Raw genomic sequence first — 25,450 nt, forward strand, 5'->3', positions numbered from 1 at the left:
GTTGCATGGGAGCACCCGTGAGCGATGGACGAGTGCGCGCGGAAAACGACCGACAACGCCAGGTGAGCAGGGATGTGCGTGAACATCGGTTCAGAGATGTCGGTCGTCGACATGAAGCCTCTCCGCTAAGGGAATTGGCAGAAGCGTTCCAGAGAGAACACTAGTTGTCGCAGGGCGCTGCCGACAGGGGACGCCAGCATCTGGTGCCACCTCGTTCGACCGGCCGAGTGCCCAAGTACGGTCCGCCCCTTACGCGCGTCGTCTTCGCGCCGTGCCGTCACCAGGCAGGTGGTGCCCAACCGGCGGCGGACTCCTCTCGCTGACGGCCCCTTACGGATGCTCGCACCACTGCCGGTTCCAACGGCGGTACCAGGGGCGTCACGTCGTAGTGCACGGCGTCTTGTGGCGTCAGTCCGGTCTGGCACGCCGGACACGGCCGCGGTGTGCCGCTCCGCGCACGCAGCAACGGCCAGTAGACGAAGGCGGCGTCGATCATCGCCGGAGATCACATCCGGTGATCCGGAATTCTCGGGGCGGGTATCGAGCAGGTGTCGGCGCAGTCCCGGAGACTGGCCGGTGTGGCGACCGTGGGTGCTGCCGGCCGTGGCGCGCACAGCGATTCGTCGCGGCGGACGCGGAGGCGTCCGGGCCGTGGGGCGATTCGGGGTGTTCAGCCTCTACGCGGTCGTGGCTCTCGTCGTCGGTTCCGCACTCATCAACCGCCGCGACGCCTGACCGGGCGTCATCCTCCACCGGCTGCGCCGCCAGCAGGAGAAGGAAGAGGCCGGCCGGACCGAATAGGCGCGTGAGGGCGGGCTCACCCCCGTCCCCGCCCTCACCGACAGGCTGCGGCCCCGCTCCGAGAGGGCCGCAGCCTGCTTTCGGCGGCCGGTCCGCGGACCTTGTCGTCCTTCGCGATCGTCTCCTCGACCGCGACGTGGATGTGCGGCCCTGGGAAAGATGTGGCACCACGAAGGTGTCCGGGGCCGCCTCGCAGGCGGGGCTGCGGCCGACGGCGATGCGGATACCGATCGACGAGGTGACGTCGGCACCTGTCGTCGACAGCAGAACGATGCGGGTGGCCGGCGCCGACGGGATGGGCCTCCGCGGGGCCGATCGGCAGCGTAGGGAGCAGAGGCACCTCCTACGCGGCACCAACAACCCAGGCGTGGAGATACCCAAAGCAACGGCAGCGGCCGAGGCCACGGACGTTCTCCGGGAGACGGACATCTCCTCTCGTCGTCCTCCGCGCCTGCCGGCAGACGGGGTGGGTGTCTGGTCCGGCTCTGGACGGGGCAGGGTGGACGTTGACGTGAGACCTGGTGCGGAGGGGAGGCGGGGCCGGTGCGGGTGGTCGTCACGGGTGCGTCCGGTTTTCTGGGAGGCATGCTGGCTGAACGTCTGGTGCGGACGCGGGCGCTGGGCGGTGTAATGATCGACCGGCTGGTACTGGCCGACCAGGTGACGCAGTCCAACAGCGCGCTGGCGGCCGACCCGCTGGTGGATGTGGTCCGCGGCGACCTGGCCGCGTGCTGCCAGGAACTGTTCGCCCAGCCGGTGGATCTGGTCTTCCACCTCGCGGCCGCGGTGTCTGCGGCTTGCGAGGCGGACTTCGAGCTGGGCCTGCACGCCAACGTGGACGCGACGCGGGCCGTTCTCGACGCGGCCCGCGCGCAGGCGGCGGGGGGCGGGCCCGTGGTGCGGCTGGTGTTCGCCAGCAGCATCGCCGTCTACGGCTCCAGTCCCGATCTGCCGCTGCCCGCGGTGGTGAGTGAAACCACGCTTCCGCTGCCGCAGTCGAGCTACGGCACACAGAAACTCATGTGCGAGCATCTGATCACGGACATGACCCGCCGCGGCCTGCTGGACGGCCGGGTCGTACGGCTGATGACGGTGGCGATCCGCCCGGGTGCCCCCAACGCGGCCGCCTCCAGCTTCATCTCCGCCCTCGTCCGCGAACCACTCGCCTCCCGGCCGACGATCTGTCCGGTCGACCCGGCCCTGAGCGTGGCGGTTGCCTCCCCGCGCCGCACCATCCAGGCGCTGACGCATATCGCCGAGGCCGAACGCGGCACCGGCCCCGGCCACCTCAGCGGTGTGCTGCCGGTCAACCTGCCCGCGCTGACCGTCTCCGTGGCCGAGATCCTTGCCGCGCTGCGGGAGGTGGCCGGGGGAGACGTGGCGGACCTGGTGAGCCTGGCACCCGATCCGGCCATCGAAGCCATCGTCGGCTCGTGGCCGGCCGTCTTCGACTCCCGGCGCGCTGCCGCACTGGGACTGCGGCCTGATCCGAGTTTCCTGAGTGTGGTCAGGGAGTACGTCGCCGATCACCGGGACGCCGTAACCGCAGCCTTGCGGTGATCACCCGGACCTCTGTCGTGCGCGAGGCCGCGAGGGCAGACGGGTGCCGCCAGCCCCGTCGTCGCACTTGAGAAATCCGGCGACGGCGTCGATCATCCCCGGGATACTGGTCGCCCATGGATGAGGTCGAGGTCGTCGTCGCCCATTCCGAGCGGGCGACCCTGCGCGTCGGCGATGTGTTTCTGAAGGTGGACGCCGATCAAGCGCGCATCGACGTCGAGGTCGAGGCGATGTCCCTCGCGCCAGTGCCAACCCCGCGGGTCCTGTGGCGCAAGCCGCCCGTGCTCGCGCTCGCCGCGCTGACAGGGACGACGCTCGGACGCCTCGGCGGGCCGTCGACCGGTTCTCCGACGGCATGGGCCGCGGCGGGCGCCGCCATCCGGAGGGTGCACGATGCGCCACTGCCGCCCAGGCTCGGCCGGGCCGGCCGAAGCGTCGCCGCGCTGGTGGCGGAGCTGGACGACGAGTGCGAGTGGCTCGTGACGAACGGCGTCCTGCCCGCGGACCTGGTCACCCGCAACCGCCGGGTCGCCGAGGCCGCGCTCCGGCCGTGGACTCCGGCGTTCACGCACGGCGACCTGCAGATCGCGCACGTCTTCGTCGACGGCGACGAGGTCACGGGCATCATCGACTGGTCCGAGGCGGGCCGGGGTGATGCCCTGTACGACCTCGCCACCTTCACGCTGGGACACGAGGAGCACCTGGACGACCTCATCGCCGGCTACGGCACCGACGTCGACCTCGACGTGATCCACGCGTGGTGGTCGCTGCGAAGCCTGCTGGCCATCCGCTGGCTTCTGCAGCATGGTTTCGACGCGTTCGCGCCCGGTTGCGAGGTCGACGTACTGAGATCCCACATGTGAGGCCGCACGGACCCGGAAGCAACCCGGAAGCCGTGTGAGCCAGGAGTCATCCCTTCCCCCTTGCCCGATCTATCGATATTCGATAGTTTCCCATCGTCATTCGATGGAAGGATGGGTCGTGGGAAAGCTGACGGTGGCGGCGCTGCGCGCCGTGCTCGTGCTGGTGCTCATCGGCACCGTGTTCATTCAGGTACTGATGGTGTGGACGTTGGTCAGCGGGAACGACCCCGAGGACGGCTCGCTCCCGCTGACCGCGTTTCGCGTCGCCACGATCGTGGGCATGGTGTCGGTCCAGGTCGCCGTCGTCTGCGTCGGGCGGTTGGTGACGATGGTGCGACGCGGCACCGTGTTCTCCCATGCCGCCTTCCGGTACGTGGACGGCGTGATCGGCGCGATCGTGGCGGCAGCCCTCGTGTGGTTCACGGTCACGGCCATCAACGCACCCGGCCAGCGCGACGACCCGGGCGTCACCCTCATCATGGGCGGCGTCGGCGTGGCCATCCTCGGCGTCGCGCTCATCGTGCTCGTGTTGCGGATGCTGCTCGCCCAGGCCGTCGCACGCGACGTGGAGGCGGCGCAGATGCAGGCCGAGTTGGACGAGGTGATCTGATGCCGATCGCCGTCGACATCGACGTGATGCTGGCCAAGCGGAAGATGTCCGTGGGCGAGCTCGCGGACCGCGTGGGCATCTCACCCGCCAATCTGGCGGTCCTCAAGAACGGCCGCGCCAGGGCCGTGCGCTTCACGACGCTGGCCGCGCTCTGCGAAGTGCTCGAGTGCCAGCCGGGTGACCTGTTGCGCTGGGAGGCCGAGGACATGGCCAGCGGATGAACCGGCGCTCGTTCCGGCGACTCGGTAGGGGGCGGCGGGTGTGCTCGGCCGCGGATCGTCGGCCCGGCTTCCGTACCCTGGCGCTATGCGCATGCGCCCCACCCTGAGTTGGACTCCCTCCGAGGACCTGCCGCCGAGTACGACGGATCTGCGGCCGGTCGTCGACGCCCTGCGAGCCGGCGGCGTGCTGGTGCTCAGCGGTGCGGGCATGTCCACGGAGTCCGGCATCCCCGACTACCGCGGTGAGGGCGGGAGCCTGAGCCGGCACACGCCGATGCTGTACCAGGACTTCACCGGCAGCGTCCAGGCACGGCGCCGGTACTGGGCGCGCAGTCACCTCGGCTGGCGCGCCTTCGGACGGGCCCGTCCCAACGCGGGGCACCGTGCGGTCGCCGAGTTCGGGCGGCAGGGGCTGCTGTCGGGAGTGATCACCCAGAACGTGGACGGGTTGCACCAGGCCGCGGGAAGCGAGGGCGTGGTGGAACTTCACGGAAGCCTGGAGCGGGTGGTGTGCCTGGACTGTGGCGCCCTCAGCCCCCGACGTGAACTGGCCGCTCGGCTGGCGGAGGCCAATCCGGACTTCGCGCCGGTGGCCGCGGGCATCAACCCGGACGGTGACGCCGACCTCAGCGACGACCAGGTCGGGGACTTCCGCACAGTGCCCTGCGTGCGCTGCGGCGGCGTCCTCAAACCGGACGTGGTGTTCTTCGGTGAGGCCGTGGCGCGGGAGCGGGTCGAGCGGTGCCGGGAGCTGGTCCGCGCCGCGGACACACTGCTCGTCCTGGGTTCCTCGCTGACGGTGATGTCGGGGTTCCGGTTCGTACGTCAGGCCGCCGAGGCGGGGAAACCGGTGCTGATCATCAACCGGGACGTGACGCGGGGTGACCGGTATGCCGTCGCTCGGGTCGAGCTCCCGCTGGGACGGGCCCTCGCCACGGTGACCGGCCGACTGGGTCGTTCCGACGACAGCCTGGCTGCGCCTTCGATCTGACGTGCTGCACCGGTCGTGCCGTCGTGCGCTGGCCGGGCCGCTTCCCGGGCCGGCGCCCGGGAAGCGGCTGCGCGCTAGTCGCAGGTCAGGGTCGGCATCGCCCAGTCACCGTGGTCGTTGCCGTTTCCGTCTCCGGCGTCACCGACCCTGAGGTCGATCACCTGGGCGCCGCTGACGTCGACGTCGATGGGCACCGCGGCCTGTTTGCCGCGGATCGTCGGCGTCGTCACCAACGTCTTGCCGTCGGCGATCACGGAGAATGTCACCGTTCCCGCGCCGCCGGTCTCGTCGTCGACCCCGACGTCCGCCGTGAACCGGGAGCAGTTGCCGGCGAGATAGAGCTGGACGTCGCTGACCGAGTTGGTGCCCAGACCCTTGGTGTAGCCGGCTGCGGCGATGGTGATCGGTCGGCCGTCGCCGGCCGCCTGCTCGCCGACGCTGCTGTCGCGTTCCACCGGACCCCAGCCGTTGGTGGACGACAGGAACGTCAGGTCGCTCACCGCGCTCTTGCCGGACGGCGGGGCGGGCGGGATTCCGCCGACGATCCGCTCGTCACCGCCGACGGCCTGGCGTCCGTTCTGCCGGTAGTGCACCGTCGCCGTGATCGCCGAGGCGGACGGCAGCGTCCCGGTCGGTGGCTGGACCTTCCAGGTGAAGGTGGCCGATCCGCCCGGTGGTACACGCTTGACGGACGTGGGGCTCGTGGCGCTGACACTCCAGCCGTCGGGCGCGGCGAGCGAGCCCGTCAGCTCGGACGCGGACGACCGGTCCTTCGGTACCCGTACCGTCGCCTCGGCCGTGAAGGCCTGGGCCGGCTGAGCGGTGTCGGGCACGTTCAGGGTGACGTCCGCTCCCGGACGCCTCGGCATCGCGTACGTACGGGCGTCGTAGCGCGGGCTGTCGTTCTGTGCGACGCGCAGCGACGAGGCGTAGCTGCCGTAGTCGGTGAGTGACACCTTGCCGAGCCCGCCGGTGCTGCCGTCCAGGTTCCACACGGCGATGGCGATGCTGTTGCGGCCGTTGGGATTGAGGATTCCGTTGGGTACGGGGAAGGTGTGCTGCGGGCCGAGGTAGTTGACGTAATTGCCGACCTGCCAGCCGTTCACGAAGATCGTCGCACGGTACTTGCGTGACGGGTCGTCGGTGAACGTCAGCCCGAGGGAGGTGTCCTGGCCGTGCGGCAGGTCGAGGCCGACGTCGGTCCGGTACCAGGAGACCCCGGGACGGGTGTCGGTGGCCGGCAGGGAGACCCGGTCCCAGTTCTTGTCCGGGTAGCCCGGCAGGGACCAGCCGGCCCGCTCGCCGTACAGGCCGCCCGTCGAGAGCGGTCCGCGCACCGTGTCCTGCGGGTCCTCGCCGCCGCGTACGCCCTGCAGCCGCCAGGTGACGGAGGTCAGGGGTGCTCCGACGAGGGATGCGCTGGTCAGGCCGCGTGCGGTCTTGTTGCCGTTGGTGGAGTTGTAGTCCTCCTCGTGTCCCATGTTCACGGTGAGCACGGAGAGGACGTTGTCGCCGTGGGACCTCACCGAACCGTCCGGGAAGGTGAAGTCGGCGCTGCCGGTGGTGGAGCTGCCCAGGAAGGTGCCGTTCAGCCAGGCGGAGAAGGCCTGCGCGCCGCCGCCTGAGTCCGACACCAGGTGGATGCCGGTTTCCTTGCCGGTGGCGTGGAAGCGGCCGCGGTACCAGGTGTTGCCGGTGTGGAAGCCGTAGTCGTCGGCGTAGAGGACGGGCAGCGAGTTGACGCCGGAGACGCTGTTGGTGGTGGTCTTGTCGGCCACCTGCCAGCTGGAGTCGTCGAAGGCGGGGGCCGCTTCGGGGGACTCCTCGGTGTGCTTCCAGTTCGTCAGGTCCGGCAGGTGTACCGCGGCGGCCACCGGGATCTTCCCGGTGAGGCTTCCGGTGTCGGTGGCCTTGGTCTTCAGTTCCCTGCCGTTCCAGGTGACGTGGGTGGCGGAGGTGAACACCTCGATGTTCTTGTCGTCGGCGTTGTCGCCGGTCAGCGCCACGGTGCGGCCGCCGCCGAGGCTGGTCGCGGTGCGCAGCAGATGGGTGCCGCGGACGAGTACCGGTCCGTTGGCCGTGTTCTGGCGCCAGAACGTCTTGGCCGTGGCCTTGTCGCCGACGAGCAGGAGCAGCGGGGGCTTTCCGCCGCCGCTGATGCTGATGCGGATCAGGCCCTTGTGGGTGTAGTTCAGGCGCAGGTCACCGGTGGCCTCGTCCCAGGTGGTGGTGGCCGTGCCGCCGCTGGTGGTCACGGTGGGCCTGGAGGAGTAGCGCAGCACGGTCTCTCCGTCGCTGCCCGGGTCGCCGTAGAGCACGGCGACATCGCGGTCGCCGATGGCCGCACTGGTCATGATCTCGGAGGTGGAGTACTGCAGCTGCGCGTGCCCGAGCTGATAGTGGGCGACGATCACGTGGGAGTCCCGGCCGTCGAGCGTGATCGCGGTGCCCGGCTGCTGGGGCACGACCGGGTAGGTCGGCTGAGCGGCTGCGGTGCCCGTCGGTACGTCGATGGCGTCGATGGCCACGTAGTTGTCGGTGGAGGCCGAGCTGTGGCTGCCGGCGACGACGATCTTCAGGGTGTGCGATCCGGCGGGCAGACCGGTCTTCTGGAAGATCACGGCCTGGTTCTCGCCGCCGGAGTCGTCGACCGTCGCCACCTTGGTGCCGTCGAGGTAGACGTCGGCGTAGCCGTGGTTGTTGGTCTTCGACCCGATCCAGCGGATCGCGGTGCCGTCGAAGGGGACGGTGAGGGAGTCGCCGGCCTTGTTGGAGAACGACTCGGTGTGCTTGTAGTCGCCCCCGGTGTAGCTCTGGTTGGCGACGTGCGACCACGAACCGGTGTACTGAAGCGCGGAGTCGGCATCGTCCCAGGTGTAGGTGGTGTCCGCGGCCGGCTGGGCGTTGAAGTCCAGCGAGATGTGGGTCGTGTCGACCGCCGTGGACGTGGAGTTCCCGTGCCGCAGCACATGGAACTGCGTCTTGGTGTCGGGGTTCATCCGGGCCGTGTCGACGACCGCGGAGTCGTCCGGCGGCGTGGTCCTGATCGCCTCGGTCTTGGTCAGCGGTGCGACCGACTGGGTGAAGTACCCGATCAGCTTGTCCTCGTCGTACTTGGGGTCGAGCTGGCGGGTCTCACGGATCGCCGCTCCGTAGTCGTACGACGTGTAGTTCTCCGGCATGCCCAGCCAGCCCCAGTTGGTGCCGCCGTAGGTCATGTAGAAGCTCTGCGCGGTGGCGCCGACGGCTATGTTCTGCTTGTAGAACACGTTGGCGAACTGGTCGTTGATCAGCTGGGCGCACTTGTCGTAGCCCGGCCCGCCCCAGGGGTCGAAGGCGCCGCCCTGGAACTCCGGGGAGTACAGCGGCTTGCCGGCCGGGTGGTCGTAGCTGATGTCGGGGACGCCGTTCCACTTCGTGGGGTTGGAGCAGTCGAAGCCCTGCGGGTAGGAGTCCGGGCCGTCGACGTCCAGGGCGCCGGCACCGGAGTTGAAGGTGCCGTTGTTGTTGCCGGTCAGCGGCACGGTGATGCCGTCGGCGCGGGCCTTGTCCTCCAGGTGCTGCATGTAGGAGCGGGCGGCGGCGGAGCCGTTGTAGTACTCGTTCTCGACCTGGTAGGCGATGACCGAGCCGGTGCCGTTGGTCAGCTGGTGGCGGGCGATGATCCGGTCGATCTGCGTCAGCCATTCGTCCGCGTACTTCAGGAACCGCGGGTCGTCGCTGCGGTTGTTCCCGGCCTTGGTGGTCAGCCAGCCGGGCAGACCGCCGCTGTCGACCTCCGCGTTGATGTACGGCGCCGGGCGTGCGATGACGTAGAGCCCGGCCTCCTGGGCCATGTCGAGCAGCTTGTCGACATCGCGCACCCCGCTGAAGTCGTACACACCCGGCTTGGGGGAGTGGTAGCCCCAGTCGAAGTACAGCGAGGTGGAGTTGAAGCCGGCGGCCTTCATCTTCTGGAAGATGTCCCGCCACAGGTCCGGGCTCGGGAGCCGGAAGTAGTGGAACTCGCCGGACCACAGGTAGGTGCGCTTTCCGTCGACGAGGAACGAGTAGCCGTCAAGACTCACGGTGTGTGCCTGCGGACCGGCGGCAGGGGCGGTGGCCATCGCCTTCCCGCCACTGTCCTGCGCCACGGCGGGCGCGGTCAGTCCCGCGGCCAGGGCGATGGTCGCCGCGGTCGAGAGGACCGCCTTCCACCACCGGCCGCGGCCGGGTCTCGCAGCTCTTGAACCGATTCGATTACTCCGCACTGCGGCCTCCATACCGCCTGAGCAATCAGCATCAAACAGACTCAGGCAAAGTCGAACAGTAGAGCCGCGCAAGGAGCAACACAATGGGTCGGAAGCACACGGTCGAGACGGCAGGGGCCAGCGTGAAACCGGCACGAGGGCAGGCCAGTTGACGACACGTCACGACCTCGGGATCAGGCCTGGTGACGCACTGTGCGGACGGTCGCCGTCATGGGGTTGCCCGCGAAGACGCGCACGCCCTCAGCGCCGTCGTCACGCACAGGCTCGGGGTGATGTCCTTCCCCGACGGTCCGCCGCCTACGTCGGGCGGGTTGAGCACGGGGTGCCTTGGCGGGATGCTGGAGGCAGTGCCCGTCATCGGTGACGTAGCGCCGAGCCGCGGTGCTGTTCGTGCTGCGGCGCGAGAGGAACGATGCCGGACACCGCCCATGGACCAGGAACCCGACACGAGCGCAGCGGCGAGGGACTCGGGAACGCCCGAGGACTTCGCCGTCGTCATCGACGCCCGCGGGGCCGTCATGGCCTGGAGCGCCGGAGCGAGCAGACTGCTCGGGTACGAGGCCGAGGAGGTCGTCGGCCGTCCCGCCGCCTCCCTGCTCGCCGCGAAGCTGCCTTTCGCGATGCGCCGCCGCATGGCCGCAGGGGAACCGTGGACGAGCGATCTGGCGCTGCACAAACGCGACGGAGACCGCGTCAAGGTGCAGCTGCGGGGCTTGCCGCTGGCACACTCCGCCGACGGAACCCCCTGGGTCGTCGCCCCGGCGGCGACGACGTACCCCGTCGCGCCGGCCGACGCGGAGACGGCCGAACTGTGGGACCTCACGCTCGCCCAGCTCCCCCTGCCCGTGGCCGTCTACGACCGCGAGGCCCGGTTCGTGGCCTGCAACCAGGTGATGAGCCGGGCCATGGGACTCACACAGGAGGAGATGAGGGGCCTGACCCTGTGGGAGATCTACCCCGCCCCGCCCCTGGACGAGATCGACCGCCTCCAGCGCCAGGTCGTGCGCACCGGCAAGCTGATCTTCCGCGAGGAGCAGCCGTTCCGGGCCTCCGGCGAGGTCCGCGATCACGCCTGGTCGGTCTATCTCTCCCCCCTCAAGGACCGGGCGGGCGAGGTGCTCGGGGTGTCGGCCGTGGTGATCGACATCACCGAGCAGTACTGGGCCCGACGCCGTCTGGCGGTGCTGAACGAGGCCGGCGCCCGCGTCGGCAGCACCCTGGACGTGACCCGGACAGCCGAAGAGCTGGCCGAGGTGGCGGTGGACGGATTCGCCGACTTCGTCACCGTCGACCTGCTGGAGTCGGTCGTCCAGGGACACGAGCCGCAGCCGATACCGCCTGACGCACCGGTGCAGTGCCGCCGGACCGCACAGCGGTCGGTGCTCTCCGGGTGCCCGGAATCCGTGGTCCGGGCGGGCGACGTCGATTTCTACCCTCCCGGAACACCACCGGCACAGGCCCTCATCACCGGCCAGGGCGCCTACTACCGTGCGAGTGACCCGAAGCTGCGCGAGTGGACGACGGGCTCCCCGGCCCGCGCCGAGAGCATGCGCCGGTTCAAAATGCACTCGGTGATGATGGTGCCGCTGCGCGCACGGGGCATCACCCTGGGCGTGATGCACCTGCTGCGGCACCGGACGGCGGACACGTTCGGCGAGGACGATCTGCTGCTCGCCGAGGAGATCGCCGCCCGGGCCGCGGTGAGCATCGACAACGCCCGCCGCTACACCCGCGAACGCCGCACCGCGCTCGCCCTCCAGCGCAGCCTCCTGCCCGCGAGGCTGCCCCGCGCCGAGGCCATGGACCTCGCCTACCGGTACTTTCCCGCCGGTTCGGGGGAGGAGATCGGCGGCGACTGGTTCGATGTCATCGCGCTGTCCGGCGGGCGGGCCGCGCTGGTGGTCGGGGACGTCGTGGGCCACGGCGTGCACGCCTCTGCCACCATGGGCCGCCTGCGCACCGCGGTACGGACCCTCGCGGACGCCGACTTCGCGCCCGACGAACTGCTCACCCGGCTGGACGACCTGGTCATCCGCCTCGACCGGGAGGAAGGCCCCGACGCGCGACGCGACACCGACGGGGCCTCGGGAGAGGTCGGTGCCACCTGCCTCTACGCCGTCTACGACCCCGTCGCCGGCGTCTGCGATCTGGCCCGGGCCGGACACCCGCCACCCGTCCTGGTCACAGCCGACGGCACCGTACAGCTCCTGGACCTGCCCGCCGGGCCACCGCTCGGCCTGGGCGGACTGCCCTTCGAGGCCGCCCGGATCGACATGAGCGAGGGAAGCGTCCTCGCCTTCTACACCGACGGCCTGATCGAGACCCCCGGTCGCGACCTCGACGTAGGACTGGAGCTGCTGACCGAGGCACTGCGCCGCCCGGCCGCCGACCTGGAGGAAACCTGCGACGAGGTGATGCGCAAGGTACGGCCCGACCCGCCGGCCGACGACATCGTCCTGCTGCTGGCCCGCACCTCCGGACTCGGGACGGACCGGGTCCGCACCTGGCAGCTGCCCGCCGACCCCGCCGCCGTGGCCGGCGCCCGCCGGATGGCGAGCGAACAGCTGACCGCCTGGGGCCTTGCCGAACTCGACTTCTCCACCGAGCTGATCGTCAGCGAACTGGTCACCAACGCCATCCGCTACGGCAGCGAGCCCATCGAGCTACGGCTGATCCGAGCCGACGTACTGATCTGCGAAGTCTCCGACTCCAGCAGCACCGCGCCTCATCTGCGGCGGGCCCGGGTCTTCGACGAGGGCGGACGCGGACTGCTGCTCGTTGCGCAGGTGGCCGAGCGCTGGGGCAGCCGCCACACGTCCACCGGCAAGACCATCTGGGCCGAACAACCGCTGCCCGGCTGAGCGTCCCGGAGCCGTCGCCGGCGCCGCGCACCCTCCCGGCATGGCAAGCTGTGCTCGCAACAGCCCGAGCCTCAGGAGGACACGATGACCGCAGAGTCCGCATCCCAGCAAGGTTCGGAGCCGGCTGACGCCGAGACGTCCGCTCCTGCTCCCGCAGGCGACGGCCAGGACGACATCAAGCGCAAGTTCCGCGAGGCCCTGGCACGCAAGCGCGGTGCGCAGGCGGACTCCGCTGACGCCGCCACGAACGGCGACACGTCGAAGATCCGCGGCGCGCACGGCCCGGCCGCGCACCAGCGGTCGTTCCGGCGCAAGAGCGGCGGCTGAGCGACTGACGTACCCGGCTCAGCGCAGCCGGCGTACGCGCAGCACCAGATCGTCGGTGTGGTGCGCGCCGGCGCCGCCGTCGGGCACCACACGGGGCCGCTGCTCGTGCACCTCCACCTCCCAGTCGTCGTCGAGGAGGTCGACGACCATCGAGGGCCACACGTAGTCAGCCGGGTCGAAGCCGCTTTCGTGGTCCTGCTGGGTCTCCATCCCCGCGTGGTGCACGACCAGCAGAATGCCGCCCGGCGCGACGGCGGCGAGCAGTGCTCGCTCCGCCGCGGCGTCAGGGGTGCGCAGCAGGGCCGGGTACTGCGCCGAAACCAGGTCGAAGGAGGCCCGCGGGAGCATCGCGTCGGTCAGCGCGGCGTGCACCCAGTGAACGGCGAGGCCGGCGTCCCGTGCGTGCCCGGCCGCCCGCTGCAGTGCCACGCCGGAGACCTCGAGCGCGGTCACCTCCCAGCCGCGGCGCGCGAGCCAGACGGCGTCCGCGCCCTCCCCGCAGCCGACGTCGAGTACCCGGCCGGGGGTGAGACCCGCGACCTCGGCCACGAGCGCACCGTTGGGCCGGCCGCTCCACAACTGCTGCCGGTCCGAGTACCGGTTGTCCCATTCCGCCCGCACCGCCGGGTCCCCGAGATATCCGTCGGCAGGCCAGGGGGCGTCGGACGCGGATGGTGCTTCTGCGATGTCGTTGTCGGTCACGGACCCACCGTCGCCCAACCGGGTCCTGGCCTGCCACTTCTGTTGCCGGTCCGGCAAAACGGCAGTCTGTCGCGCCGCGTCCGCGCGTTCACGTCCTGGTGGCACGGTTCCACAGGGCGGGCGCTGTCGTGTGTGGGTGCCTACCGGTGCGTGCTCAGGCCGTCGAGGATGAGCCCGAGCATGTGGGGGGCGCGGTCTTCAGGGGTGGACGCGGCGCGCCACAGTGCCCCGGTGAGTTGGAGGAAATCGCCGGGGTCGGCGTCCTGGCGGATGGCGCCGTCCTTCTTGCCGGCGTCCAGGAGTTGGGTGAGGGCGGCGATGACGGGGCCGTAGCTCTCCTCGGCGATCGCCTGGTGCGCCCCGGCGCTGAGGGCGTCACCCAGGCCGTGCTTCTTGCGCATGGCTTCGACCAGGTCGGTCGTCCAGTGGCGCAGCGCTTCCAGTGGCGGCAGCTCGGCCAGCAGGTCCGGCACGGTGCCGGTGATGCGTGCGACCTCGTCCTGGTAGACGGCCAGGACCAGGGCCTCGCGGGTCGGGAAGTTGCGGTACAGCGTGCCCGCCCCCACTCCGGCGCGCTGGGCCACCTGGTTCATCGAGGCGTTGCCGTCCTCGCTGAACGCCTCGCGGGCGGCCGCGAGGATGCGTGCCCGGTTCTCGCGAGCGTCTGAACGGACCACGGGACCTCACCTTGCTAAGTGGAGAACTCTCCACTACGGTATTCGGAGAGCTCTCCACTTACTTTAGAGGGGCGTCATGCACTACATCAAGCTCGGCACCACAGGCATGGACGTGTCACCGATAGCGATCGGCGCGATGACCTACGGCGAGCCCGACCGCGGGCACCCCGTCTGGTCGAAGGGCGAGCAGGATGCCCGACCGCTCATCCGGCACGCGGTGGAGGCGGGGATCAACTTCTTCGACACCGCGAACATGTACTCCAACGGTTCCAGCGAGGAAATTCTCGGCCGTGCGCTGAAGGACTACGCCGACCGCGACGCCGTGGTCGTCGCCACCAAGCTGCGCCACCCGATGCGCCTCGGCCCGAACGGACGGGGACTGTCGCGCAAAGCGATCATGACGGAGGTCGACCACTCCCTGCGCCGTCTGGGAACCGACTACATCGACCTCTACCAGATCCACCGCAACGACCACTCCACGCCCTGGGAGGAGACGCTCGAAGCACTCAACGACCTCGTGAAGGCCGGCAAGGTCCGCTACCTCGGTGCCTCGTCCATGCACGCATGGGAGTTCGCCAAGGCCCTGCACCTGCAGAAGCAGAACGGCTGGGCGCGCTTCGTGTCGATGCAGAACCACTACAACCTCCTCGCCCGCGAGGAAGAGCGCGAGATGATCCCGCTGTGCCTGGACGAAGGTGTCGGCACGGTCATCTGGTCGCCCCTGGCGCGCGGACGCCTGGCCCGCGCGTGGGACGACGCCCGCGCCACGGCACGCTCCGAGACGGACGGCGCGTACGCGGACCTCCTCTACTCGCCCGAACAGGAGGTATCCAACAAGGCGATCGTCGACGCGGTGGGCCAGGTGGCACAGACTCACGGCGTCAGCCGCGCACAGATCGCGCTCGCCTGGCTGCGACACCGACCGGTCGTCACCGCACCGCTCGTCGGCGCCGGCTCGATCCGGCAGATCGACGAGGCCGTGGCCTCCCTGGAAGTCGAGCTCACCGACGACGACATGCGCGCCCTGGAGGCCCCGTACACGCCGCGGAACGACTGGCAGGGCGTCTCGGACGAAGCCGAGATGGAGGCCATCCGCCGGCGTGTCCCCGGAATGGCCCTGGCATGAGGCCCATCGTCCGCTCCGGCGCTGCCGCCGACGCCGGAGCCCTCCTCACCCTCCTCGGCCCGCCCGTGTCCTGGCCCGCCGAGCTCATCACCGCCGCCCCCTGGCAGGACCCGCAGTACTCACCCCTCTACAACGTCGCGAGCCGAGGAGACACAGATGACATCGGTACTGGTCACCGGAGGAACAGGATTCATCGGCAGCTGGTGTGCCCTGACCCTGCTCGAAGCCGGACACACCGTACGCACCACGGTCCGCGACCTGCGGCGTGAACCGGCACTGCGCTCCTGGCTCCACGCGGCCGGGCCGTTCGACGACGACCGCCTCACGGTCGTACGCGCCGACCTCGAACACACCGAGGGCTGGGACGACGCCGTCGCCGACTGCGACTACGTCCTGCACGTCGCCTCCCCGACCCTGCGGCAGACCCCGGCGAACGACGACGACCTGGTCGTCCCGGCACGGGAGGGCGTCGTACGCGTGCTGCGCGCCGCCCGCGACGCCAAGGTCCGCCGGGTCGTCCTCACGAGCGCCTTCGGCGCCATCGGGGTCGGGCACCCCCCGCGCTCGACCCCGTTCACCGAGGAGGACTGGACCGACCTCGACAGCGACATCCCGCCCTACCAGCGCTCCAAGACCCTGGCCGAACGTGCCGCCTGGCGGTTCGTCGAGGAGGAAGGTGATGGTCTGGAGATGGCGGCCGTGCATCCCGTGGGTGTCTTCGGTCCCCTGCTCGGCCCCGACGACCCGCCGTCCCTGCGTCTGGTGCGCAGAATGCTCGAGGGACGGGTCCCGGCGTGCCCGCCCTTCGCGATGGGCTACGTGGACGTGCGCGACGTCGCCGACCTGCACATGCGCGCGATGACCGATCCGGCAGCCGCCGGGGAACGCTTCCTTGCCGTCGCCGGACACAGCCTCCGCGTCGTCGAGATAGCCCGCATACTGCGCGACCGCCTCGGCGAGCGCGCCGCGAAGGCCCCGACCCGCGAACTGCCCGTCTGGCTCGCCCGCGCGCTGGGCGTCGTCAACCCGGAACTGCGACTGCTCAGGCACCAGCTCGGCCGCGATCTCAACGCCACCGGCGCCAAGGCCGAGCGACTCCTGGGGTGGCGGGCCCGCCCGATCGAGGACACCATCGCCGAGACCGCCGAGAGCCTCCTTGCGCACGGCATCGCGTGATGACCGGGACGGCGGGCGAGTTCAAAGCGTACCCAGGACGAGTCCGGCCATCGCGGGGCCATGGACCACAGCACCGACGGCTCCCCGTGACGTCGTCAAGCTCCCGAACTGCTCGAATCTGCCTCTTCGCCGCCGCGCATCACCGCATGGTTCCCCTGAGACGGACAGGGCGGTGCATGGGCAGCGCGACCCCCGTCCGCTCGGCCCATGCACCGCCTCGTCGGCGACGGGGCCGGCTCGCTCAGCGGGCCGGCGCCTCACCGCACTCGCAGGGTCAGTAGGACCCGGTCGATCCCGTCCAGACCTGCGCGCCGCCGTCGTACCCGCCCTTCGCGAGCGACTTCACATCGATGTCGTTGACCATCTTGGTGTAGCAGCTCGTCGAGCCATTGGGCACGGAGCAGGGGTACTCCTTGCCGTCGCTGGTGCGATGGACGATCGCCCACGGCTTGGACTGGTCCTGCGGGACGTAGGGCGCGCGGGAGATGCGTGCCCAGGCCGCCCGGCAGCTCGGGCTGTAGCGCAGTTCCAGATAGGCGGGACCGAGCCAGTGAGCGCCGTTGGACGGCGTGATGGCGTCGCTCTGGCAGTACGCGGCCGGGTCCTTGCCCTCGCAGGAGGATCCGTAACATCCCGCGGCGTTCGCGGGCGTGGCGAGCGCGGTACCCGACGCGGCGAGGACCAGGACGGTCACCGAAGCGGCCCAGTTGCGAACCTTCATTGACTGACTCCTCGTCACGATCTCTGCCACGTACAGCTGTTGGCCCGGCCGTCTGTGCGACGACCGTTAATGTGAGGATCTGGATGTCGTCTTGCGAAAACCTTGTGACGGAGGATTGTTGAAGCTCCTTGTGCTCGGCCCATTGGAACTGCGCCTCGAGCGGGGGGCGCTGGACCTGGGGCAGCCCCGGCGGCGAGCGGTCCTCGCCGCGCTCGCGGCGGACTGCGGGCGCCCGGTGTCCATGGAGACGCTGGTCGACCGCCTGTGGGACGGCGATCCGCCCGACGGTGCGCGGTCGGTCGTCTACTCGCACATCAGCCGCTTACGCAGGCTCCTGGAGGAAGCCGCGGCCGGTGAGGACGCCGGGGCGGCGGGGCAGCCGTCGATCCGCCTGGGCAAGGTGTCCGGCGGGTACGTCCTGGAGGCGGACGAGGACGCGGTCGACCTGAGGCGGTTCCGTTCCCTCGTCGCGCGCGGGCGTGGGCCGGCCTGCCCGGACGCCGAGCGCACCGGACTGCTGGAAGAGGCGCTGCGGCTGTGGAGGGGCGTGCCGCTGGAGGGGCTGTCCGGCGCCTGGGCCGAACGGATACGTACCGGCTGGGACCAGGAGCGTATCGAAGCGGCACTGGCCTGGGCACGGGCCTGTCTGCGTCGGCGCAGCCCGGAGAGGGTGCCTGAACTGCTGCGGCCCCTGCTGGCCGACCATCCCCTGAACGAGCAACTGGCCGCGCTCCTGATGAGATCGCTGGCGGACGCCGGCTCGGCCGCCGACGCCCTGCACGTCTACACCGGGATCCGTGAACACCTGGCCGACGAGCTCAACCTGCAGCCCGGGCCCGAACTCCGCTGTCTGTATGAGGAGTTGTCCACCGGTGCCGCGCCGCCACCGCAGCAACGGCCCGCCTCTCAGCAGACCGCGCCTCCCGTTCCCGCCCAACTCCCCATGAACGTCCGGCCCTTCATCGGGCGGGACGAACAGCTCACCGACCTGACCCGGGCCCTGGTACCGGCCGACGGCGGCGAAGGGGCCACGGCGGCGGTCGTCTCCGCCGTCTCCGGCACCGCGGGAGTCGGCAAGACCGCGCTCGCCGTGCACTGGGCACACCAGTCCAGAGAGGCATTTCCCGACGGACAGTTGTACGTCGACCTCAGGGGCTACGATCCGCAGACCCCGCTGTCCGCGGCCCAGGCCCTCGTCGGCTTCCTCACCGCCCTCGGTGTGCCCTTGCAGGAGATCCCGCTGCGCCTGGAGGACCGCGCAGCGCGCTATCGGACGGCTCTCGACGGCCGGCGGCTGCTGGTGATCCTCGACAACGCCGCGTCAGCCGCGCAGGTAAGACCGCTCCTGCCGGGCAGCCCGAACTGCCGGGTGCTGATCACGAGCCGGGACTCGCTGAGCGCGCTCGTCGCCGTGCACGGCGCGCACCGCGTGGTGCTCGACGCGCTGGACCTGACCGACTCCCTCGCCCTGCTGCGCGCGTTGACCGGCGAGCGCGTCGACGCGGAGCGCGCCAGTGCCGAGGATCTCGCGCAGCAGTGCGCACGCCTGCCCCTGGCCCTGCGGGTGGCGGCGGAGCTGGTGCTGTCCCGGCCCGCCGAGCCGCTCGCCCACCTGGTGGCCGAACTCCACGACCACCAGCGGCGGCTGGACCTGCTGGACTCGGGCGACGATCCCCGGGCCGCCGTACGGGCCGTGTTCTCCTGGTCCTACGCCCGACTCGCCGACCTGCCGGCCCGGCTGTTCAGACTGCTGGGTCTGCACCCAGGGCCCGACGCCGACCTCCACGACCTGGCCGCGCTGGCCGGAGAGTCCGTGGACGCCGTACGACGGGCCCTCGACGGACTCGTCCGCGCCCACCTGGTGAACCGCACCATCGGCGGTCGGTACGGAATGCACGACCTGCTGCGGGTGTACGCGGCGGAACTGGCCGCCCAGCACGATCCGGAAACCGAGCGGGACGCCGCCCTGACCCGGCTGCTCGACCACTGCCTGGCGGCGTCCGCGGCGGCCATGGACGTCCTCTATCCCGCGGAACGCCACTTGCGTCCGGACGTCGAACGACCCGCCACCGGTCTGCCGCCGCTGCGGACCGCGGAGGAGGCCCGGGCCTGGCTCGCCGCCGCGCAGCCCACCCTGGTCGCGCTGTGCTCGCGCACCGAGGAACCCGGCCCGTCCCGCCACACCGTGCGCATCGCCACCACACTGCACCGCCATTACGAACGCACCGGCCACTACACGGACGCGCTGACCGTCCACACCCATGCGCTACGAGCCGCACGCTCGGTGGGGGACACCCGCGGGGAGGCCGACGTCCTGGCCTGCCTCGGCGCCGTCCACCGCCGAATCGGCGATTACGACAGCGCCCAGCACCTCCATGACACCGCGCTCGCGCTGTGCCGCCGTAGCGGCTACACGGCGGGCGAGGCACGCCATCTGACGAACGTCGGAGTCCTCCTCGAACTGCGCGGCCGTTACCGGGAGGCCGCCGAGCAGCACGAGCGGGCTGTCGTGCTCTTCCGCTCGGTCGGCGACGCGCAGGGTGAGGCCGACGTGCTGAACAACCTCGGTATCGTCCTGGAGTTGGTCGAGGACTTCACCGCCGCGGTCGAACGATACAAGCGCGCCCTGGCGTTGTACCGGTCCATGGACCACCCCTTCGGAGAGGCGAGTGCCCTCGGTAACCTCGGCATCCTGCTCGTGCGGCTGGGCGACCACACGGCGGCGGCGGGGCACCTGGAGCGTGCCCTGACCCTGTTCCGACGGCTGGGGAACACCTCGGGAACAGGGCACGCGCTGTCCAACCTCGGAAACGCGCTCGGCGGCCTGGGCCGGCACGCGGAAGCGGCCGGGCATCAGCGCGAGGCCCTGGAGCTGTTCCGCCGGATCGGCGAGCGTTACGGCGAGACCGGCGCCCTCAACGGCCTGGGCGAGGCCCTGCACGGCCTCGGACGCCCCGCCGAGGCCCTCGACGCCCACGCACAGGCCCTCGAGGTGGCGCGCGAGATCGAGGAGCAGGAAGAACAGGCCCGCGCCCACGTCGGTACGGCCGCCGTGCTGCGAGCAGGTGAGGACGTGGCCGGAGAAGTCACCCACCTCCGCGAAGCCCTGACGCTCTACACGGCGCTGGACTCCCCACGGGCCCAGGAAGTCGCCAAGCTCCTCGGCGACCACTGACGCAGCCTCGGTGCAGCGGCATGGTGTTGTCCCGGCCTGGCTGTTCAACAGGCCGGGACAACTGGCGCTTCGGCCTGTGCCTGCTGCGCGGAATCGCCCCGTGGGGTCAGTCGATCGGTTCCAGCTCGCAAGGGGACGCCTTGCCCTTGAGGAAGGTGTAGGCGGCTCCGTGCGGGGTGTTCTCGATCCGTACCGTGTCGCCACGGCGCAGGGTGTGGTGCCACGGCTCGGACTTCTGAGTGTCCTTCGGCGCACCGGGACCGGGATCGGCCCTGATGATCTGGTTGCCGGCAAGCTCGCTCACGGGCGTCGCACAGCGCTTGCCCGTGGGCACTTCGTTGACCTGGGCGTACACTCCTGCCTTGGTCAACTCCCGTACCAGGTCGCGCTGTTGCGGTCCGCTGAGCGTGATGTCCTCCAGGGTCAGGGTGACGGTACCGTCGGGGTGCGTGTCGACCGCGTAGGCCGGTGCGGTCCCCGATCCGGGCAGGGCCACTGCTAGGGCCGCCGCCGCGCCGCAGGCGGCCAGAGCCAAAGCGGCACGGCGCGGGGTCACCACGCGGCGGTGCGCGGTGGCCGCCGGTCCGGCCGTGGCCGCCCGCAGCACCACCTCACGCTTGAGTTCGTCCAACAGCCGGTCCTCGAACATGGCGTTCATGCGTTTCCCCTGAGGTACGAAAGTGTTGTGGTGTCCGAGCCGGATGTACCGTCCGGCTGCCGGGCGCGCTTGGCGGCGGCGCGCAGCGTCTTGCGGGCGCGGTGCAGTCGTACGCGCACCGCGACCGGGCCTATGCCGAGGGCCGTGGCGGCTTCTCCCGTGGTCAGCTGATCGACGACGACGAGTTCGATGACCGCCCGCTCGCCCTCCGGGAGTCCGGCCAACGCCTCACGGTGTTCGCGCGCGGCGGCTTCGGCGTCGATGCGCTCCTCCAGCCGGCTGACGTCGTCCGGCTCCAGGAGGCGGCGCCCCGCGATGCGGCTGGTGGCCTGCGACTCGCGGGCCGCCCGCCGCCACTCGACGGACACCACGTTGCGCGCGATGCCGTAGAGCCAGGCCGTCTCGCTGCCGCGGCCCGGTCGGTAGGAGTCCGCGGAGTCGAGGACGGCCAGGAAGATGTCGCCCGTCAGATCCGCGACCAGGTGTGGATCGGTGATGCGCCGTGCCACGAACCGGGCCACACCGTCTATGTGGCGCCGGTAGAACTCCTCGAACGCGGCAGGATCTCTCGCTGCGTGCACGCGACCGCCCCTCTTTACTCATCGAGCACAGACCGGGCGGTCCTTCCGCCCGGCGACCTTCACTCATTACTTGTCGAGGGGAGGATGAGTGTTACGAGGCGGGTGGGCTGGTCTCGCTGCCGGAGCGCAGGGGAAGTGGCGGTAGAAGGACTCCAATGCGCCGAGGCAGCGCAGGAGAGGGCCGTCCTCCTCCCCAACGCTGAGGCGCGGCGACCGGTTCCGGAAGTCGCCGGAAGGCCGTGTCCAACAGGTCGACCAGGCGCGCCTCTCGCAGGGGGCCGTGCATCGGTAAGGCCGCACGCCCCCGCTTCACACCGTTTCCGTACCCGGGCCGGTCCCCCTACCGGCCTCCCGGAATACACTACAAAGTGTAAGGTCAGCCTTCGTCCCCGTACGCTCCTCCGCCTTCAAGGTGATCGGCCACCATGACCTCACAACTGTCGGCCCCGATACCCACGCGTCCCTCCGCCGCGAAACGCACACCGGGCACCGAGCCGAGCCGGCTGCGCCGCCGGGCCGCAGACGCCACCGTCTGGTACCTGCGGCTGATCGCCGTACTGAACATAGCGGCGGTGATGTCCCTGCCGTTCCGGCAGGAGGTCAACGAGCACAACAACGGCCGTATCACCCTCCATCTGCACCGGCAGCACGCCCATCACTCCGGGCAGTTCTTCACGCCGTACCTGGCCACCGCGGGCCTGGTCTCGGCAGCCCTGGCGATCTTCTTCGTGCTGGTGATGCGCCGCCGCAAGCGGGCCGCATGGGTGGTCAATCTCGTCCTGTCCGCCCCCCTGTTCGCCCTCTACGTCCTCGCGCTCACACAGCACGAGTACCGCGCCCACGCCTTCAACTGGCTCTCCGCCACCCTGACCGGCCTGTTCGTCGCCGCACTGCTGATCAGCCGCCGTGAGTTCAACGCCGTGGGAGACCCCTCCAACCCGAAGCTGGCACTGGCCGTCGGTGTGGGCGGCCTGGCGGTCACCGGAGGCTTGGGCACCCTCCTCGTCCACGCGACGAACAAACTCCCCGGCGCCACCCTCGCCGACGAGATCGCCTACGCCCTCCTGCGCGGCGTGAGCGTCGGCCCCCTCGCCGACACCGTCACCGCGGTCCACGCCCCCCGCTGGACCGACATCATCATCAACATCCTGCTCGCGGCGGCTTTCTGCCTGGTCCTGTACGCCCTTTTCCGCTCCCCGCGCGGCCGCCGACTGCTCGGCCCCGAGGACGAGGAACGACTCCACGCCCTGCTCGACAAGCACGGAGCCCGCGACTCCCTCGGCTACTTCGCCCTGCGCCGCGACAAGGCGGCGATCTTCTCCCCGACCGGCAAGGCGGCCGTCACCTATCGTGTCGTCGGCGGCGTCAGCCTGGCGTCCGGTGACCCGATCGGCGACCCGGAGGCCTGGCCCGGCGCGATCGACGCGTGGCTGACCGAAGCGCGCCAGCACGCCTGGACGCCCGCGGTGATGGGCGCGAGCGAGGAGGCGGGCACCATCTACGCCCGCCACGGTCTGGACGCCCTGGAACTCGGCGACGAGGCGATCGTCGACATCGCCGACTTCACCCTCGAAGGCCGCGCCATGCGCGTCGTACGGCAGGCGCACAACCGGGTGCGCCGGGCCGGTTACACGGTCCAGATCCGCCGCCACCAGGACATCCCGGCCGAAGAGATGGCGACGCTCATCGAGGCTGCCGACCGCTGGCGCGACGGCGCCACCGAACGCGGCTTCTCCATGGCCCTCGGCCGCCTCGGCGACCCGTCGGACGGCCGCTGCGTGATGCTGGTGTGCCGCGACGCGGACGACGTCCCCCGGGCCCTGCTGAGCTTCGTCCCCTGGGGCGAGCACGGCCTCTCCCTCGACCTGATGCGCCGCGATCGCGACTGCGAGAACGGTCTGATGGAGTTCATGGTGGTCGAACTCCTCCTCAGAGGAGCCGAGCTGGGCATCCAGCGCGTCTCCCTGAACTTCGCGATGTTCCGCTCGGTCTTCGAACGCGGCTCCCGTCTCGGCGCGGGCCCGGTGCTCCGCCTCTGGCACGCCACCCTCACGTTCTTCTCCCGCTGGTGGCAGATCGAGTCCTTGTACCGCGCGAACGCCAAGTACCGCCCCATCTGGGAACCGCGCTACCTGCTCTTCGCTCGCAGCAGTGACATCCCCCGGATCGGCCTGGCGAGCGCCCGCGCGGAGGGGTTCCTCACGCTGCCCTGGCAGAACTGAACGAACTGCCAGGGCGGTCTTGGCCAGGTCCTCGACACACGGTACGGTCGGCGGGATATCGACGACGGCAAGACGGAAGCCGGTGGGAATCCGGAACGGTCGCGCCACTGTGTGCCCCGCCTCCCAGGAGGTGGCGGCGAGTCAGACCCGTAGCCGTCGTCCTGTGCACCACCGAGATGGGACGCGAACTCCCAGAGGAGGCCCTGCCATGGCGCAGCATGTCGCCCAGCCGACCGCCACCACCCCCGCTCTCCCCGCCAAGCTGCCGATCGGCGCGATCGTCCCGTGGGCGGTCTTCTTCGGCATCCTGATGCTGGTCCTGCTGTACTTCGTCGGCGCCGAGCAGGGCGCCACCTCCGTCGTCTCCGGCTCGGACGTCCACGAGTGGGTCCACGACGCCCGTCATCTGCTCGGCTTCCCCTGCCACTGACGCAAGGGACGCCGACACCCTCATGAATTCCGCAACCGTACGGAACCTTCTTGTACGGGGCATGCTCGCCGGCCTTGCCGCCGGCGTGCTCGCCCTGGTCGTGGCCTACTTCCTCGGTGAACCGAACGTCGACAAGGCGATCGGTTTCGAGGATGCCCACTCCCACGAGCACGAGATGGTGATCGTCTCCCGCTCCCTGCAGTCCACCGCGGGCCTGGCCACCGGCGTCCTCGTCTACGGCGTGGCGTTCGGCGGTGTCGCCGCTCTGGCCTACTGTTTCGCGCTCGGCCGGATGGGCCGCTTCGGTCCGCGGGCGATCGCGCTGCTGTTGTCCGGCAGCGCGCTGCTGGCGGTCTACGTCGTGCCGTTCCTGAAGTACCCGGCCAACCCGCCCGCCGTCGGCGACCCCGACACCATCGGCAGGCGGACCGCCCTGTACTTCCTGATGATGCTGCTCAGCGTCCTGATCGCGATCGCGGCGACCATCCTGGGCAAGCGCCTCGCGCCCGGCCTGGGCACCTGGTGGGCGACCGTGATCGCGGTGGCCGCCTTCGCCCTTGTGATCGGGCTCGCCTACGCGTTCCTGCCCGCCGTCAACGAGGTGCCGAAGGACTTCCCGGCCACCGTGCTGTGGCGCTTCCGGCTCTCCGCGCTGGCCATCCAGCTCACGCTGTGGACCGGATTCGGCCTGCTCTTCGGCGAGTTGGCCGAACGCCTGCTCAACCCCAAGCCCGTGACAGCCACCGCCGCGGGCCGACGGACGGTCGCCGCGCCCAACTGACCGAACCGCCGCAGATGCGAGGGCCCACGGAATGCACCACTCTCCAGGGCCCTCCGTCAGCGGGATCTGGTCGCCTGAAGCGGGTGCCCGAGCCGCAGGTTCCAGCGTTCGGAGCGTCCGGTGATCTCGGTCGCCGTCAGTGGAGGAACGTCCGCGCGCCAGAAGGCCCGCGGGGGCGCCCCCAGCACGTGCACCACCACGGCCCGTACGACGTCGGGCTCCACCAGGGCGATCGTGTGGCCGTCCGTGCGGGACGCCGTGTCCAGCCACTGCCCGATCCGCAGGCACAGGTCCCGCACCGACTCTCCGCCGTGAGGCGCGGAGTCCGGGTCGCCGAGCCACAGCGCGACCGCCTCCGGCTCGGACCGGCTCACGTCGTCGAGGGTGAGCCCCTGCCAGCGGCCCACGCGCAGGCCCGTGAGCTCGTCCGGCGAGTCGTCCGCACTCAGCCCGAGTGCCGTGGCGGTCTCCCGGCAGCGCACGCTGGGAGAGGTGACGACGCGAACGGCCGGGCGCATGGTTCCGGCTGCCGTGCGGGCCTGCGCCGCGCCGTCGTCGTCGAGCGAGGTCCTACCGTCGTCGAAGCGCGCCTGGCGCATCGACGGGCCCAGGGCAGGCGAAATGAGGGTCACACGACTGGTCACGTGGTCCGCGGCTCCTGTCTCTACCGGATAGGCCACATACGATCACGCAGAACCGGACCAGGCCAACAGCCGT

The 25,450-nt window shown here is 70.5% G+C and carries 20 protein-coding genes and 1 riboswitch; of the genes, 13 read left to right on the forward strand and 7 right to left on the reverse strand.

Features of this window, described 5'->3' with window-relative positions:
• Positions 1-1,344 precede the first annotated feature (1,344 nt).
• The 5 genes from denD to ACWCQ1_RS29010 all read left to right on the forward strand — a co-directional run bounded on the left by denD (position 1,345) and on the right by ACWCQ1_RS29010 (position 5,046).
• Positions 1,345-2,361: a D-erythronate dehydrogenase gene (gene denD / locus ACWCQ1_RS28990; protein ID WP_451027699.1), complete on the forward strand. Its 1,017-nt coding sequence runs from the start codon at positions 1,345-1,347 to the stop codon at positions 2,359-2,361.
• 116 nt (positions 2,362-2,477) lie between these two features.
• Complete coding sequence (locus ACWCQ1_RS28995; RefSeq protein WP_451027700.1) at positions 2,478-3,224, forward strand: phosphotransferase family protein; 747 nt, start codon at positions 2,478-2,480, stop codon at positions 3,222-3,224.
• 118 nt (positions 3,225-3,342) lie between these two features.
• A complete protein-coding gene (locus ACWCQ1_RS29000; protein WP_133042458.1) occupies positions 3,343-3,834 on the forward strand; it encodes a DUF2975 domain-containing protein in 492 nt (163 codons plus the stop codon).
• On the forward strand, positions 3,834-4,055 hold the full coding sequence (locus ACWCQ1_RS29005; protein ID WP_451027701.1) for a helix-turn-helix domain-containing protein: 222 nt from the start codon (positions 3,834-3,836) through the stop codon (positions 4,053-4,055). Before ACWCQ1_RS29000 ends, ACWCQ1_RS29005 begins: the two co-directional genes overlap by 1 nt.
• 85 nt (positions 4,056-4,140) lie before the next feature.
• Positions 4,141-5,046 carry an NAD-dependent protein deacetylase gene (locus ACWCQ1_RS29010; protein ID WP_358599394.1) on the forward strand — a complete coding sequence of 302 codons (906 nt, stop codon included), beginning with the start codon at positions 4,141-4,143 and terminating at the stop codon, positions 5,044-5,046.
• Between the two features lie 74 nt (positions 5,047-5,120).
• Here ACWCQ1_RS29010 and ACWCQ1_RS29015 read toward each other — a convergent pair whose 3' ends face one another.
• Complete coding sequence (locus ACWCQ1_RS29015; RefSeq protein ID WP_451027702.1) at positions 5,121-9,296, reverse strand: beta-galactosidase; 4,176 nt, start codon at positions 9,294-9,296, stop codon at positions 5,121-5,123.
• Between the two features lie 428 nt (positions 9,297-9,724).
• Here ACWCQ1_RS29015 and ACWCQ1_RS29020 point away from each other — a divergent pair, with 428 nt between their 5' ends.
• Positions 9,725-12,157 (forward strand): SpoIIE family protein phosphatase, encoded by a 2,433-nt coding sequence (locus ACWCQ1_RS29020; protein WP_451027703.1) that lies wholly within the window; start codon positions 9,725-9,727, stop codon positions 12,155-12,157.
• A gap of 84 nt (positions 12,158-12,241) precedes the next feature.
• Positions 12,242-12,484 carry a DUF5302 domain-containing protein gene (locus ACWCQ1_RS29025; RefSeq protein ID WP_133042453.1) on the forward strand — a complete coding sequence of 81 codons (243 nt, stop codon included), beginning with the start codon at positions 12,242-12,244 and terminating at the stop codon, positions 12,482-12,484.
• An 18-nt stretch (positions 12,485-12,502) separates the two neighbouring features.
• Here ACWCQ1_RS29025 and ACWCQ1_RS29030 read toward each other — a convergent pair whose 3' ends face one another.
• Together ACWCQ1_RS29030 and ACWCQ1_RS29035 are read right to left on the reverse strand one after the other, a co-directional pair.
• Positions 12,503-13,186, reverse strand: coding sequence for a class I SAM-dependent methyltransferase (locus ACWCQ1_RS29030; protein ID WP_133042452.1), 684 nt, complete (start codon positions 13,184-13,186; stop codon positions 12,503-12,505).
• Positions 13,187-13,326: 140 nt separating this feature from the next.
• Positions 13,327-13,863: a TetR/AcrR family transcriptional regulator gene (locus ACWCQ1_RS29035; RefSeq protein ID WP_133042451.1), complete on the reverse strand. Its 537-nt coding sequence runs from the start codon at positions 13,861-13,863 to the stop codon at positions 13,327-13,329.
• Positions 13,864-13,939: 76 nt separating this feature from the next.
• Between ACWCQ1_RS29035 and ACWCQ1_RS29040 the strand changes: the two genes are divergently transcribed.
• A complete protein-coding gene (locus ACWCQ1_RS29040; RefSeq protein ID WP_358599404.1) occupies positions 13,940-14,989 on the forward strand; it encodes an aldo/keto reductase in 1,050 nt (349 codons plus the stop codon).
• A 156-nt stretch (positions 14,990-15,145) separates the two neighbouring features.
• Positions 15,146-16,165, forward strand: a complete 1,020-nt coding sequence (locus ACWCQ1_RS29045; RefSeq protein ID WP_451027704.1) for an SDR family oxidoreductase — start codon at positions 15,146-15,148, stop codon at positions 16,163-16,165.
• A gap of 274 nt (positions 16,166-16,439) precedes the next feature.
• Here ACWCQ1_RS29045 and ACWCQ1_RS29050 read toward each other — a convergent pair whose 3' ends face one another.
• Positions 16,440-16,886 (reverse strand): DUF2690 domain-containing protein, encoded by a 447-nt coding sequence (locus ACWCQ1_RS29050; protein WP_451027705.1) that lies wholly within the window; start codon positions 16,884-16,886, stop codon positions 16,440-16,442.
• A gap of 118 nt (positions 16,887-17,004) precedes the next feature.
• Here ACWCQ1_RS29050 and ACWCQ1_RS29055 point away from each other — a divergent pair, with 118 nt between their 5' ends.
• Positions 17,005-20,061: an AfsR/SARP family transcriptional regulator gene (locus tag ACWCQ1_RS29055; protein WP_451027706.1), complete on the forward strand. Its 3,057-nt coding sequence runs from the start codon at positions 17,005-17,007 to the stop codon at positions 20,059-20,061.
• Between the two features lie 106 nt (positions 20,062-20,167).
• On the opposite strand, the gene ACWCQ1_RS29060 is transcribed toward ACWCQ1_RS29055, so the two are convergent.
• Both ACWCQ1_RS29060 and ACWCQ1_RS29065 read right to left on the reverse strand, forming a co-directional pair.
• A complete protein-coding gene (locus ACWCQ1_RS29060) occupies positions 20,168-20,719 on the reverse strand; it encodes a hypothetical protein (RefSeq protein WP_133042446.1) in 552 nt (183 codons plus the stop codon).
• Positions 20,716-21,300, reverse strand: coding sequence for an RNA polymerase sigma factor (locus ACWCQ1_RS29065; protein WP_451027707.1), 585 nt, complete (start codon positions 21,298-21,300; stop codon positions 20,716-20,718). The genes ACWCQ1_RS29060 and ACWCQ1_RS29065 overlap by 4 nt, the downstream gene beginning before the upstream one ends.
• A 425-nt stretch (positions 21,301-21,725) precedes the next feature.
• Here ACWCQ1_RS29065 and ACWCQ1_RS29070 point away from each other — a divergent pair, with 425 nt between their 5' ends.
• The 3 genes from ACWCQ1_RS29070 to ACWCQ1_RS29080 all read left to right on the forward strand — a co-directional run bounded on the left by ACWCQ1_RS29070 (position 21,726) and on the right by ACWCQ1_RS29080 (position 24,733).
• A complete protein-coding gene (locus tag ACWCQ1_RS29070) occupies positions 21,726-23,522 on the forward strand; it encodes a phosphatidylglycerol lysyltransferase domain-containing protein (protein WP_133042444.1) in 1,797 nt (598 codons plus the stop codon).
• A gap of 27 nt (positions 23,523-23,549) precedes the next feature.
• Positions 23,550-23,695, forward strand: a riboswitch (cobalamin riboswitch).
• 35 nt (positions 23,696-23,730) lie between these two features.
• Positions 23,731-23,952: a CbtB domain-containing protein gene (locus tag ACWCQ1_RS29075; protein WP_016432160.1), complete on the forward strand. Its 222-nt coding sequence runs from the start codon at positions 23,731-23,733 to the stop codon at positions 23,950-23,952.
• 22 nt (positions 23,953-23,974) lie between these two features.
• Positions 23,975-24,733 (forward strand): CbtA family protein, encoded by a 759-nt coding sequence (locus ACWCQ1_RS29080; protein ID WP_358599424.1) that lies wholly within the window; start codon positions 23,975-23,977, stop codon positions 24,731-24,733.
• Positions 24,734-24,789: 56 nt separating this feature from the next.
• Here ACWCQ1_RS29080 and ACWCQ1_RS29085 read toward each other — a convergent pair whose 3' ends face one another.
• Positions 24,790-25,377 carry a histidine phosphatase family protein gene (locus tag ACWCQ1_RS29085; RefSeq protein ID WP_451027708.1) on the reverse strand — a complete coding sequence of 196 codons (588 nt, stop codon included), beginning with the start codon at positions 25,375-25,377 and terminating at the stop codon, positions 24,790-24,792.
• Between the last annotated feature and the right edge of the window lie 73 nt (positions 25,378-25,450).

Source organism: Streptomyces sp. NPDC002144, assembly GCF_053593695.1.